Source organism: Blastococcus colisei (assembly GCF_006717095.1).
GTDB classification, from domain to species: domain Bacteria; phylum Actinomycetota; class Actinomycetes; order Mycobacteriales; family Geodermatophilaceae; genus Blastococcus_B; species Blastococcus_B colisei.
Window position 1 is genome coordinate 2,696,437 of record NZ_VFQE01000001.1, and the last position, 13,110, is coordinate 2,709,546.

11 protein-coding genes and 1 rRNA gene are annotated in these 13,110 nt (G+C 71.4%); 1 reads left to right on the top strand and 11 read right to left on the bottom strand.

Going from position 1 to position 13,110, the window contains the following annotated elements; all coding sequences use genetic code 11:
• Window positions 1-203: 203 nt before the first annotated feature.
• From FHU33_RS12850 to argC, 10 genes are all read right to left on the bottom strand, one after another.
• Window positions 204-1,724, bottom strand: a 16S ribosomal RNA gene (locus FHU33_RS12850).
• A gap of 378 nt (window positions 1,725-2,102) precedes the next feature.
• Window positions 2,103-3,380 (bottom strand): tyrosine--tRNA ligase, encoded by a 1,278-nt coding sequence (tyrS, locus tag FHU33_RS12855; protein WP_142025700.1) that lies wholly within the window; start codon window positions 3,378-3,380, stop codon window positions 2,103-2,105.
• On the bottom strand, window positions 3,377-4,081 hold the full coding sequence (locus FHU33_RS12860; RefSeq protein WP_342778681.1) for a DNA-3-methyladenine glycosylase: 705 nt from the start codon (window positions 4,079-4,081) through the stop codon (window positions 3,377-3,379). The genes tyrS and FHU33_RS12860 overlap by 4 nt, the downstream gene beginning before the upstream one ends.
• On the bottom strand, window positions 4,045-5,520 hold the full coding sequence (gene argH, locus FHU33_RS12865) for an argininosuccinate lyase (RefSeq protein ID WP_142025701.1): 1,476 nt from the start codon (window positions 5,518-5,520) through the stop codon (window positions 4,045-4,047). Before argH ends, FHU33_RS12860 begins: the two co-directional genes overlap by 37 nt.
• Window positions 5,517-6,056, bottom strand: coding sequence for an arginine repressor (locus FHU33_RS12870; RefSeq protein WP_142025702.1), 540 nt, complete (start codon window positions 6,054-6,056; stop codon window positions 5,517-5,519). Before FHU33_RS12870 ends, argH begins: the two co-directional genes overlap by 4 nt.
• A gap of 46 nt (window positions 6,057-6,102) precedes the next feature.
• The gene (gene argF, locus FHU33_RS12875) at window positions 6,103-7,047 is read right to left on the bottom strand and encodes an ornithine carbamoyltransferase (protein WP_142025703.1); all 945 of its coding nucleotides are present in this window, start codon (window positions 7,045-7,047) and stop codon (window positions 6,103-6,105) included.
• Window positions 7,044-8,231, bottom strand: coding sequence for an acetylornithine transaminase (locus FHU33_RS12880; RefSeq protein WP_142025704.1), 1,188 nt, complete (start codon window positions 8,229-8,231; stop codon window positions 7,044-7,046). Before FHU33_RS12880 ends, argF begins: the two co-directional genes overlap by 4 nt.
• Window positions 8,228-9,217, bottom strand: coding sequence for an acetylglutamate kinase (gene argB / locus FHU33_RS12885; RefSeq protein WP_211355118.1), 990 nt, complete (start codon window positions 9,215-9,217; stop codon window positions 8,228-8,230). Before argB ends, FHU33_RS12880 begins: the two co-directional genes overlap by 4 nt.
• Window positions 9,214-10,365, bottom strand: coding sequence for a bifunctional glutamate N-acetyltransferase/amino-acid acetyltransferase ArgJ (gene argJ, locus FHU33_RS12890; RefSeq protein WP_142025705.1), 1,152 nt, complete (start codon window positions 10,363-10,365; stop codon window positions 9,214-9,216). The genes argB and argJ overlap by 4 nt, the downstream gene beginning before the upstream one ends.
• Window positions 10,362-11,402: an N-acetyl-gamma-glutamyl-phosphate reductase gene (argC, locus tag FHU33_RS12895; RefSeq protein ID WP_246063572.1), complete on the bottom strand. Its 1,041-nt coding sequence runs from the start codon at window positions 11,400-11,402 to the stop codon at window positions 10,362-10,364. Before argC ends, argJ begins: the two co-directional genes overlap by 4 nt.
• Window positions 11,403-11,539: 137 nt before the next feature.
• On the opposite strand from argC, the gene FHU33_RS12900 reads away from it, so the two are divergent.
• Entirely contained in the window at window positions 11,540-12,421 is an 882-nt protein-coding gene (locus tag FHU33_RS12900) for a diacylglycerol/lipid kinase family protein (protein ID WP_142025707.1), read from the top strand.
• A gap of 15 nt (window positions 12,422-12,436) precedes the next feature.
• Here FHU33_RS12900 and FHU33_RS12905 read toward each other — a convergent pair whose 3' ends face one another.
• The gene (locus tag FHU33_RS12905) at window positions 12,437-13,108 is read right to left on the bottom strand and encodes a class I SAM-dependent methyltransferase (RefSeq protein WP_246063920.1); all 672 of its coding nucleotides are present in this window, start codon (window positions 13,106-13,108) and stop codon (window positions 12,437-12,439) included.
• Window positions 13,109-13,110: the final 2 nt, after the last annotated feature.

The window sequence follows — 13,110 nt, forward strand, 5'->3', positions numbered from 1 at the left end:
CCGACCACCCACACCCACCCCGTTCCCCACCCCGCGAACGGGGCCGTACTAGGAGCAGCCGCAGCTGCCGGCCGAACTGGTCAGCGTTCCACCCTCGAGCACCACCCCACACGCTCGCCGACCACTCCAGACGAGCGGCCGATCACGGTGCGGGCGCGGCTCTGCACCACACCCAGCAAGGGGTGCGGTGAAGTGCTCCTTAGAAAGGAGGTGATCCAGCCGCACCTTCCGGTACGGCTACCTTGTTACGACTTCGTCCCAATCGCCGATCCCGCCTTCGACGGCTCCCTCCACAAGGGTTGGGCCACCGGCTTCGGGCGTTACCGACTTTCGTGACGTGACGGGCGGTGTGTACAAGGCCCGGGAACGTATTCACCGCAGCGTTGCTGATCTGCGATTACTAGCGACTCCAACTTCATGGGGTCGAGTTGCAGACCCCAATCCGAACTGAGACCGGCTTTTTGGGATTCGCTCCACCTCACGGTATCGCAGCCCTTTGTACCGGCCATTGTAGCATGTTTGCAGCCCTAGACATAAGGGGCATGATGATTTGACGTCATCCCCACCTTCCTCCGAGTTGACCCCGGCAGTCTCCTATGAGTCCCCACCATCACGTGCTGGCAACATAGGACGAGGGTTGCGCTCGTTGCGGGACTTAACCCAACATCTCACGACACGAGCTGACGACAACCATGCACCACCTGTGCACGGCCCTTACGGACCCCCCATCTCTGGGAGATTTCCGTGCATGTCAAGCCTAGGTAAGGTTCTTCGCGTTGCATCGAATTAAGCAACATGCTCCGCCGCTTGTGCGGGCCCCCGTCAATTCCTTTGAGTTTTAGCCTTGCGGCCGTACTCCCCAGGCGGGGCGCTTAATGCGTTAGCTGCGGCACGGAACTCGTGGAATGAGCCCCACACCTAGCGCCCAACGTTTACGGCGTGGACTACCAGGGTATCTAATCCTGTTCGCTCCCCACGCTTTCGCTCCTCAGCGTCAGTTGTTGCCCAGAGACCCGCCTTCGCCACCGGTGTTCCTCCTGATATCTGCGCATTTCACCGCTACACCAGGAATTCCAGTCTCCCCTGCAACACTCTAGTTTGCTCGTATCGACTGCAGACCCGAGGTTGAGCCTCGGGATTTCACAGCCGACGCAACAAACCGCCTACGAGCTCTTTACGCCCAATAATTCCGGACAACGCTTGCACCCTACGTATTACCGCGGCTGCTGGCACGTAGTTGGCCGGTGCTTCTTCTGCAGGTACCGTCACTTGCGCTTCGTCCCTGCTGAAAGAGGTTTACAACCCGAAGGCCGTCATCCCCCACGCGGCGTCGCTGCGTCAGGCTTCCGCCCATTGCGCAATATTCCCCACTGCTGCCTCCCGTAGGAGTCTGGGCCGTGTCTCAGTCCCAGTGTGGCCGGTCACCCTCTCAGGCCGGCTACCCGTCGTCGCCTTGGTAGGCCACTACCCCACCAACAAGCTGATAGGCCGCGGGCCCATCCCCAGCCGATAAATCTTTCCACCACCAGACCATGCGGTCAGCAGTCATATCCGGTATTAGCCCCAATTTCTTGGAGTTATCCCAGAGCCGGGGGCAGGTTGCCCACGTGTTACTCACCCGTTCGCCGCTAGCACACCACCCCGAAAGGTGGGGCTCGCTCGACTTGCATGTGTTAAGCACGCCGCCAGCGTTCGTCCTGAGCCAGGATCAAACTCTCCGTAGATGAATTCGATACCGGCTGAGAACCGAGAGCTAGCACTCTCGATATCAATCAACCAAAGGAATCCCAAACCAGAACCCGAAGGGCCCCGGCACGGGGTATTACTTGGCACTGACTTTCGGCACGCTGTTGAGTTCTCAAAGAGCGGACGCGCTCGTACCCCACCCTCGCGGGCTTCGTCCGAGACGTTCTTCTCGTGTGTACGTCGCACAACGGTCAGGCCCCGCAGGGTCTTCCCGCCGGCCCCAGACGGGGTCTCGCGCGGCGCAGAGAGAAAGTTACGTCCGTGGGGGCCGCGGTGTCAAACCGGTTGGACCGTGACGCCCGACACGCAGCGGACACCGGCCTGCAACGCCACGGACACCGAGGCGAAAGCCCCGGTCACGGGGCCCGATGAACTCCGGCGACCGCCCGCTTCCCGCGGCGCAGGACCAGCCAGCCACCTGCCAGCCAGGCGTCCTCCCCCGGAACGGCGTCGGCATCGGTGACCCGCGCGTTGTTCAGGTACGCGCCACCCTCCTTCACCGTGCGTCGGGCCTCGGAGAGGCTGCTCACCAGCCCGGTGAGTTGCAGCAGCTGCGCGATCGACGGCACCTCGCCGTCCACGGTGACGCTGCCGGCCTCCCGGAGCGCCGCCGCGAGCGTCTCCTCGCCCAGCGCTGCGAGGTCGTCGCGCCCGAACAGTGCCCGGCCGGCTGCCTCGGCCTGACGGAGCTGCTCGGGGCCGTGGACGAGAATCGTCAGCTCCTCCGCCAGGGCCCTTTGCGCCGTCCGTGCCGCAGGTCGTTCGATGCTCTCGGCGATCAGCGCCTCGAGGTCCTCGGCGGAACGCTCCGAGAAGAGCGGCAGCCACGTGCGGGCGTCCGCGTCGTCGGCGTTCAGCCAGAACTGGAAGAACGCGTACGGCGTCGTCAGTGCGGGATCGAGCCAGACGGTGCCGCCCTCGGACTTGCCGAACTTGGTGCCGTCGGACTTGGTGACCAACGGCGTCGAGAGCGCGTGCACGGCAGCGCCCTCCGTCCGCCGGACGAGGTCGATGCCGGCGGTGAGGTTGCCCCACTGGTCGGACCCACCGGTCTGCAACGTGACGCCGTGCCGACGGTGGAGTTCCCGGAAGTCGTTGGACTGCAGGATCTGGTAGCTGAACTCGGTGTAGCTGATGCCCGCCTCGGAGTTCAGTCGCGCCGACACCGCCTCCTTGGCCAGCATCTTGCCCACCCGGAAGTGCTTGCCGAGGTCGCGCAGGAAGTCGATCGCCGAGATGGGTGCGGTCCACTCCAGGTTGTTCACGTAGATCGGGCCGGGCAGACCGTCCCGCTCCGCCGGGAGGTCCAGGAAAGGCGCCACCTGGTCGCGGATCCGCTGCACCCACGAGGCGACCGTGTCCCGGTCGTTGAGCTGGCGCTCGGCCGTGGGGCGTGGGTCGCCGATCAGCCCGGTGGCGCCCCCCACGAGGACGACCGGCTGATGCCCGGCGCGCTGCAGGGCCCGCAGCACCATGAACTGCACGAGGTGTCCGACGTGCAGGCTCTGCGCGGTGGGGTCGAAGCCGCAGTAGTAGGTGACCGGCGCCTCGGCGAGATGGGCGCGCAGCGCAGCCTCGTCGGTGCTCTGGGCGATCAGCCCTCGGCGGTGCAGGTCGTCGATCACGTCGTTCACAGCGCCCCATCCTGCCCGGCGCGGCGACGGCGCGGCTTCCCACCCGGCCGGAACACGCTGACCGAGGGTGCCTCGGTCTGCCAGAACCGCCAGGGAAGGTCGGTTGCCAGGCTGATGCCGACGCGGGGCCCCGACGAGATCGAGGCCGGCGCAGGTCCGCGGTGGAGCCGGACCACGGAAGCGGGATCGAGCAGGTCGGCGCCCCGGTCGTCAGGACCGATCGCCAGCGCCTGGGTGAGGCGGGCGGGCCCGCGCGCGAGGTCGCGGGCCGCACGAGCGGCCGGTCGGCGTGACCGGGCCAGCTCCTCCCCCACCACCACCTCACCGGCCCGCATCAGGACCGCCTGCCCGCGCCCCTCCGGCCCCACGACGACGTTGGCGCACCAGTGCACGCCGTAGCTGAAGTAGACGTACAGCCGGCCCGGCGGACCGAACATGATCGCGGCCCGCGGCGTCGGGCCACGGTGGGAGTGGGCGGCCGGGTCCATCCCGTCGCCCGAGTACGCCTCCACCTCGGTCAGCCGCAGCGCCACGCGCCCTTCCGGGCGGTCGGTGACCACCCAGCAGCCGAGCAGGGACGGCGCCACGACGTCGACCGGGCCGAGCAGGTCGTCCTCGGTGAGGAGTGGCCCCGGCTCGGGCAGGTCGGACGACGGCAGAGCACTCAGAGGGCGGCCGCCACGGGCGAGGACGCCGCCCAGTCGGCGTGCGCCGCGGCGAGTGCCTCGAGCGCGCTCAGCTGCTCGGCCACCCGCTCGGGCGCCGTCCCCCCGCGTGCCTTGCGGGCCGCCAGGGCCCCCTGCACCGACAGGACCGACCGGACGGCGGGGGTGAGCCGCTCGTCGATGCCGGCGAGCTGGTCGTCGTCGAGCTGGTCGAGCTCGAGCCCGGCCTCCTCGCAGAAGGCCACCATCGCGCCGGAGATCTCGTGTGCCGACCGGAACGGCACCCCTGTCGACACGAGCCACTCGGCCACGTCGGTCGCCAGGGCGAAGCCCTGCGGGGCTGCCGCCTCCAGCACCTCCGGGCGCAGGGTCAGCGTCGCGACCATGCCGGTGACCGCGGGGAGCAGGAGCATGAGCTGCTCCATGGAGTCGAAGACGGGCTCCTTGTCCTCCTGCAGGTCGCGGTCGTAGGCCAGCGGCAGCCCCTTGAGCATCGTGAGCAACCCGGTCAGGTTGCCCACGAAGCGGCCCGACTTCCCGCGGGCCAGCTCGGCGATGTCAGGGTTCTTCTTCTGCGGCATGATCGACGACCCGGTGGCCCAGGCGTCGTCCAGCCGGGCCCAGCCGAACTCCGTCGAGGTCCAGAGCACGACCTCCTCCCCCAGCCGGGAGAGATGGACGCCGAGCAGCGCGGCGGCGAAGCAGAACTCGGCGGCGAAGTCGCGGTCGCTGACCGCGTCGATCGAGTTGTCCGCCGCCCGGTCGAAGCCGAGTTCGGCCGCGACCGCATCGGGATCCAGACGGAGCGACGAGCCGGCCAGCGCGCCGGCGCCTAGCGGGCTGACCGCCGTCCGCCGGTCCCAGTCCTGGAGCCGGTCGACGTCGCGACCGATCGAGTGGGCGTGCGCGAGGAGCTGGTGGGCGATGAGGACCGGCTGCGCGTGCTGCAGATGGGTCATGCCCGGCGCGGCGACGTCCTGGTAGCGCTCCGCCAGCCCGAGCAGTGCCACCTCCAGCGACGACAGCTCGGCCACGAGTGCCCGGACGTTGTGCCGCAGGTACAGCCGCAGATCGGTGGCCACCTGGTCGTTGCGGCTGCGTCCGGCGCGCAGCTTGCCGCCGAGCGTGCCCAGCTTGTCGGTGAGACCGCGCTCGAGGGCCTCGTGCACGTCCTCGTCGCTCTCGATGGGCGCGAAGGTGCCGGCGGCGACCTCGGCCGAGAGCTCGGTCAGGGCGCCGACCATCTGCTCGACCTCGTCGTCGGTGAGCAGCCCGGCGCGGTGCAGGACACGCGCGTGCGCCCGTGACGAGGCCAGGTCGTAGGGCGCGAGCCGCCAGTCGACGTCCGTGGACTTGGACAGCGCCGCCATGGCCGGGGACGGGCCGCCGCCGAAGCGACCTCCCCACAGGCGCGTTTCGTTCGCTGCCGTCGCGGCGGGGATGCCGGGCGCGGCGGCAGGATCGACAGACGTCACGGGTGCGACTCCTCCTCCAGGTCGGACGTGAGTTCGGGGTAGTTGGGCGTGGTGCCGGCCGCCAGGGCCCGCAGGCGGTCGGCCAGGGCCGGTCCGCCGTCGGGGTCCCGCGAGACGACCAGCAGAGTGTCGTCCCCGGCGATCGTGCCCAGCACGTCGGGGAGGCCCACCTTGTCCAGCGCCGAGGCGAGGAACTGCGCGGCCCCGGGCGGAGTGCGCAGGACGGCGAGGTTGGCGCTGCCGTCGGCGTGGGTGAGCAGGTCGGCCAGGAGCCGGGTGAGCCGGGCCGGCGCCGCCTGCGCGGGCCGCAGCGGGGCGTTCTCCGGCGGGAGCACGTAGCTCGCCGGCGCACCGTCGGACCCGCGCATCTTCACCGCGCCGAGCTCCTCCAGGTCCCGCGACAGCGTGGCCTGGGTGACCTCGACGCCCGATTCGGCGAGCAGCGCCGCCAGATGGGTCTGCGAGGTGACCGGCTGGGCCTCGATGAGCGCCCGGATGCGGGCCTGCCGCGCCGAACGCGTGACCGCCGCCGTCATCGCCGGAGCAGTCGCGGACGTCGTCGGGATCGTCGTCGGGGATGCCTCATGACCGCTCCAGGAGCCACAGGAGAAGGGCCTTCTGGGCGTGCAGCCGGTTCTCGGCCTCGTCCCACACCACGCTCTGCGGCCCGTCGATCACGTCGGCGGAGATCTCCTTGCCCCGGTAGGCCGGGAGGCAGTGCAGGACGACGGCGTCGTGGGCAGCCCGGGCGAGGGCCGCCTCGTCGACGGCATACGGCTGGAACGGTGCGCTGCGTCCCCCGTACTCGCCCTCCTGGCCCATGGAGACCCAGGTGTCGGTGGCGAGGACGTCGGCGCCCTCGGCGGCCTTTCCTGCGTCCGGCGTCCATTCCACCGAACCCCCGGTCTGGGCCGCGATGCCGGCCGCGCGCAGGAAGATCTCGGGATCGGGCTGGAACGCCTCGGGGCAGCCGATCCGCACGTGCATGCCGGCGGTGGCCCCGCCGAGCAGGTAGGAGTGCGCCATGTTGTTGGCGCCGTCACCGAGGTAGGTCAGCGACCGGCCGGCCAGGGTGCCCTTGTGCTCGACGACCGTCTGCAGGTCGGCCAGGATCTGGCACGGGTGGTAGGTGTCGGTGAGCGCGTTGACCACCGGCACCCGGCTGACCGAGGCCATCGCCTCGATGCGGTCCTGGCCGAAGGTCCGCCACACGATGGCGGCGGCCTGCCGGTCGAGCACGCGCGTGGTGTCCTCGATCGGCTCGCCGCGGCCCAGCTGGCTGCCTGCCGCGTCGATGACCAGCGGGTAGCCGCCGAGCTCGGCGACGCCGACCGAGAAGGACACCCGGGTGCGGGTCGAGGGCTTGTCGAACAGCACCGCCACCGCCCGCGGCACGCCGTTCGGAGCGGCCAGCGGGGTCGGCGCCTCGGCGGTGTGCCGCGACGCCTTGAGCGAGGCAGCCAGCGCCAGCACCTCGGCCTGCTCGGCCGGGCTCAGGTCGTCGTCCTTGAGGAAGTGCCGGGTCACTGGTTCTCCAGGGAGGCGTCGAGGGCGGCGGGCAGGGCCGCGACGAAGGCGTCGACCTGCGCGTCGGTGAGGACGAGGGGCGGCGCGAGTCGCAGCACACCGGGTGCCACGGCGTTGGTGAGGAAGCCGGCGGCCCGCAACTGCGTCTCCAGCGCCGGGGCCACGTCGGCGGTGAGCACGACGCCGAGCAGCGCTCCCCTCCCCCGGACGCCGCTGATGCCGGCGTGGCCCAGTCCCTCGATGCCGGCGGTGAACCGGTGCTCGATCTCCTTGGCGCGCTCGAGCAGCCCGTCGTCGCGGATGGTGTCCAGGACGGCGAGGGCCGCAGCGGCAGCGATCGGGTTGCCGCCGAACGTGGAGCCGTGGGCGCCGGCGGTCAGCAGGTCCGCCGCGTCGCCGAAGGCCAGCAGCGCACCCATCGGCAGCCCCCCGCCCAGCGCCTTGGCCAGGGTGATGACGTCGGGCTGGAGCCCGTCCGCCTGGGAGGCGAACCAGTGCCCGGTGCGGCCGATGCCGGTCTGCACCTCGTCGAGCGCGAACAGCGCGCCCGCGGCCGCGGCCACCGACGCCGCGCCGGCCAGGTAACCCGCCGGCGCGGGCAGCACGCCGCCCTCCCCCAGCATGGGCTCGAGCAGCACCATGGCGGTCTGCCCGCCGACCGCGGCGGTCAGCGCGTCGGCGTCCCCGTAGGGCACGTACCGCACGCCGCCGGGCAGCGGGGCGAAGGCCGCGGCCTTCGACGGCTGCCCGGTGAGCGCCAGGGCGCCCATCGTCCGGCCGTGGAACGCGCCCTCGGCGGTGATGACCTCGGGCCGTCCGGTGAGCCGGCTGATCTTGAACGCCGCCTCGTTGGCCTCGGCGCCGGAGTTGCAGAAGAAGACCCGCCCCGGCCGGCCCGCGAGGTCCAGCAGCCGCTCGGCGAGCAGCACGCCCGGCTCGTGGATCGCCAGGTTGGAGACGTGGCCGAGCTTCTGCGCCTGGGTGGTGATCGCCTCGACGACCTTCGGGTGCGCGTGACCCAGGATCGTCGTCGCGATGCCACCGAGCAGGTCGGTGTACTCGCGGCCGTCGACGTCCCACACGGTGGCCCCCGCGCCGCGGTCGAGCGCCACCGGCGGGGTCCTGTAGTTGCCCATCATCACGGCCGACCAGCGGCGGGCCAGCTCCTCGGTGTGCGTCGTCATGCTGTGCCCTCCTTCTGGTTCCTCGCCGGGACGACCATCGTCCCGGTTCCCTCGGTGGTGAACGTCTCCAGGAGCAGGGCGTGCGGCGTCCGTCCGTCGACGACGGTCGCCCGCTTCACCCCGCCCTCGACCGCCCGCAGGCAGGCGGTCATCTTCGGGATCATCCCGGCGTCCAGCGTGGGCAGGATCTCGGCCAGCTCGCGGGCGTCGATCTGCTGGACCAGAGAGTCGCGGTCGGGCCAGTCGGCGTAGAGGCCCTCGACGTCGGTGAGGACGACGAGTTTCACCGCGCCCAGCGCCGCGGCCAGTGCCGCCGCGGCGGTGTCGGCGTTGACGTTGTGCACGACGCCGTCGGCATCGGGGGCGACGCTGGCGACGACCGGGATGTGGCCGGCCTCCAGCAGCGCGGTGACCGGGGTGGTGTCGACCGCGGCGACGTCGCCGACCAGGCCGACGTCGACCGGCTGCCCGTCCACCATGGCCGCGGTGCGTCGGGCCGTGAACAGGCCGCCGTCCTCCCCGGACAGGTGCACGGCCATCGGGCCGTGCTGGTTGATCAGCCCGACGATGTCCGGGCCCACCTGGCCGGTCAGCACCATGCGGACGACGTCGATCGTCTCCGGCGTGGTCACCCGCAGCCCACCCCGGAACTCGCTGCTGATGCCCAGGCGGGCGAGCATCTCGGTGATCTGCGGGCCGCCGCCGTGCACGACGACCGGCAGGATGCCGCACGTCCGCAGGAACACCATGTCCTCGGCGAAGGCACGCCGGCACTCGTCGTCGACCATGGCGTGGCCGCCGTACTTGATGACGACGACGTTGCCGTGGAACTCCCGCAGCCACGGCAGCGCGCCGGTGAGCACGGCGACCTTCAGCGCGTCCCCCTCCGGGTCGTTGGTGCGCATGACCCGGCTGGTGCCGACCTTCCTGCGCGGCGGTGTCTCGTCGAGGGCGACGTCCGGCGGGGTCGGGTCCTGTGCGGTCATGTCGAGTACGCCGAGTTCTCGTGCACGTAAGCGATGGACAGGTCGTTGGTCCAGATCGTGGCCTGCTCGCTACCGGCCTTCAGGTCGACGTCGATCGTGATGGCCCGGCCGGTGAGGTCGACGCCCTCGCGGGGGTCGCCGATCGCCCCGCCGCGGCAGACGGTCACGCCGTTGATGGTGACGTCGACCTGGTCGGCCTCGAACGCGGCGTCGGTCGTGCCGATCGCGGCGAGCACCCGACCCCAGTTGGGGTCGTTGCCGAACAGCGCGGTCTTGAGCAGGTTGTTGCGCGCGCAGGCCCGGCCGGCGGTGAGGGCGTCGTCGACGCCGGCGGCGTTGCGGACGGTGATCGCGATGTCCTTGGTCGAGCCCTCGGCGTCGGCCAGGAGCTGCATCGCGAGGTCCGTGGCCGCCGCGGTGAGCGCGTCGGTGAACTCCCCGGCGCTGGGCGTCATCCCGCTGGCGCCGCTCGCCATGACGAGAACCGTGTCGTTGGTCGACAGGCAGCCGTCGGAGTCGACGCGCTCGAAGCTGACGCTGGTCGCCGTCTTGAGCGCGCTCCGGAGCAGCTCCGGCGGAACGACGGCGTCGGTGGTGAGGACGACGAGCATCGTGGCCAGCGACGGGGCGAGCATGCCGGCGCCCTTCGCCATGCCGCCGACGCACCAGCCCTCGCGCTGCTGCACGGTCGTCTTGGGGACGCTGTCCGTGGTCATGATCGCGCGGGCGGCGTCCGGTCCGCCGTCCTCGCTGAGCGCCTCCACCGCCGCGGTGACCCCGGCGGTCAGCTTGTCCATGGGCAGCCGGACGCCGATCAGCCCGGTGGAGGCGACGGCGACGTCGATCGCGCCGATGCCGAGTGCGGCGGCGGCGTGCTCGGCCGTCGCGTGCGTGTCCTGGAAGCCCTCGGGACCGGTGCACGCGTTGGCCCCGCCGGAGTTGAGGACGACGGCCCTCGCCCGCTCGCCGGCCAGGACCTGGCGGCTCCACAGCACCGGCGCGGCCGGGAAGCGGTTGGTGGTGAAGACGGCCGCGGCGGCGTCGTCCGGACCGTGGTTGAGGACGACGGCGACGTCGAGGTCGCCGGAGGACTTGAGTCCGGCGGCGACGCCGGCAGCGGAGAACCCCTTCGGGGCGGTGGTGCTCATGGCGCTACTCCGACGAGGGGAAGACCGGTGGTCTCGGGCAGGCCGAGGGCGAGGTTGGCGCACTGCAGCGCCGCTCCCCCGGTCCCCTTGGTGAGGTTGTCGACGGCGGCGACGACGACCAGCCGGCCGGCGTCGGCGTCGACCGCCACCTGCAGGGCGACGGTGTTCGCGCCGAGCACCTGCGCGGTGGTCGGCCACTGGCCTTCCGGCAGCAGGTGCACGAACGGCTCGTCGGCGTAGGTTTTCGCGTACGCGGCCCGGGCGGCCTGGGTGTCGGTGCCGGGGGTCAGCTTCGCCGAGCAGGTGGCCAGGATGCCGCGGCTCATCGGCACCAGCGTGGGCGTGAAGCTCACGCTGACCGCCGCCCCGGCCGCCTGCGACAGGTTCTGGATCATCTCCGGCGTGTGCCGGTGCACCCCGCCGACGCCGTAGGCGCTCACCGAGCCCATGACCTCGCTGCCGATCAGGTGCGGTTTCGCCGACTTGCCGGCGCCACTCGTCCCGCTGGCCGCCACGACGACGACGTCGGGCTCGACGAGGCCGGCAGCCAGCGCCGGGGCCAGCGCGAGGGTGACCGAGGTCGGGTAGCAGCCGGGGACGGCGATCCGCCGCGCCGTCGCCAGCTGCTCCCGCTGACCCGGCAGCTCCGGCAGGCCGTAGGGCCACCAGCCGGCGTGCTCGCCGCCGTACCACCGGGTCCACGCGGCCGGATCGTTGAGCCGGTGGTCGGCGCCGCAGTCGATGACCAGCGTGTCGGCGGGGAGCTGGGCGGCGATGGCCGCCGACTCGCCGTGCGGCAGGGCAAGGACGACGACGTCGTAACCGGCGAGGTCCGCCGCGCCGCTCGGGGCGACCACCATGTCGGCGAAGGGCAGCAGGTGGGGCTGCAGCTCACCCAGGCGTCGGCCGGCGCTCGAGTTGGCATGCACCCCGGCGAGGCGGAGGTTCGGGTGCCCGGCCAGCAGCCGGCACACCTCCCCGCCCGCGTACCCGGTGGCGCCGGTGACCCCGACCGTCCACGTCTGCCCTGTGCTCACGATGCATGACCATACACGTCCATGCATGACCGTTCACTCGGTTATCGGGCGCGGGCGCGCCACCGTGCGTGCACGGATCAGCCCTCGGGCATGGATGGACACATCCACGGGCGCCGGCCCTTCTCGAGGAGCCCCCCATGACGCCGTTCGACCGGATCGTGATCATCTTCAACCCGCAGAGCACCGGGGACGCGCCCCGGTCGGCGGAGGAACTGCGGGCCGAACTGACGCGCCGACTGCCGGCCGTGCCGCTCGACCTCTGTCCCACCCGGCATGCCGGGCACGCGCGCGAGCTCGCCGGGGAGGCGGCCGGCACGGGGCGCCCGCTCCTCGTCTCCGTGAGCGGGGACGGCGGCTACAACGAGGTCGTCGACGGCGTCATGCAGGCCGGTAACGACCAGGCGGTCTGCGCCGTGCACGCCGCCGGCAACGCCAACGACCACCGCCGGGTGACGCGCGAGCGACCGCTGGCCGACGCCATCGTGGCCGGCGACGTCCGGAGGATCGACCTGCTCCGGCTGACGGTCGGCACGGGCGCCGGTGCACGGACCCGGTACGCGCACTCCTACATCGGCGTAGGGCTGACCCCCGTCGTCGCCGTCGACCTGGAAAAGGGCGGCAAGGGCTCCTGGAAGGAGATCCTGTCGGTGGTGCGGGCCTTCTCCCGCTTCCGGCCGTTCCCCATCCGGCTCGAGAACGGGCGACGGCGATCCATCGACAGCCTGGTCTTCGCCAACATCGCCGAGATGGCGAAGTACGCGACGCTCAGCGAGGACAGCCGCCCCGACGACGGTCGGTTCGAGGTGATCACCCAGCGGCAGACCGGCAAGCTGCGCGTGCTGTCCACCGCGATCAGGGCGGCGACGCGCGGGCTCGGTCCTCAGCCCAGCGCCACCCACTACGCCTTCACCACGCTGGCGCCCATGCCGCTCCAGTTGGACGGCGAGCTGATGGAGCTGGACGCGGACACGCTCGTCGCCGTCGACATCGAGCCAGGAGCGCTGGCCACCATCCTCTGACGGGTCCGCGGTGGCTCACCCGTGTGGCGATGCCCCTGCCCGTTCCGCGCCGGGGCCGGGCGCCGGCCGGAACGCACGTGCGGCCACGAACCAGGTGCCGGCCATCAGCACCTCTCCGCCCAGCTCCGCGGCCAGCTGGTCGGCGCCCAGGTAGCGCTTGTAGACCCCGTGGCGGGACCCGTCGTTGAGCACCCGCCTCTGCCACTCCTCGGCCTCGACGCCCGGCCGCAGCGCTGAGTCCACCACGACCAGTTCGGCTGCCACCCGCCGCGCCTCCGTGAGGAAGGCCGCCCGTTCGTCCGGCGGCAGGTGACCGTAGAAGTGCCCGGTGAAGAGCCGCTCGAAGGCGCCGTCGGGGAACGGCAGGGCGAGGGCGTCGCCGACGAGTGCGGCTCCGGATGCCATCCGTGACCGGGTGAGCGCCGCCATGGCCGGGCTCCGGTCCAGCCCCACGACCGTCCCCCGCAGGTGCCGGGTGAGGAAGCCGCTCCCGCACGCGATGTCGAGTGTCCGGCTGGGAGGCAGTCGCTGCACCAGCCCGACCAGCTCCGCGACCTCGTCGTCCCACCCGGGCCGGTCACGCCGGGCGAAACGGCCGTGCCCGAGGTACCACTCGTCGTACTCCGGCGCCCGCTGCTCGTAGTACTGCGCGGTGGCCGCGTCGCGGGCGAAGGCGGGCTCGCGCATCA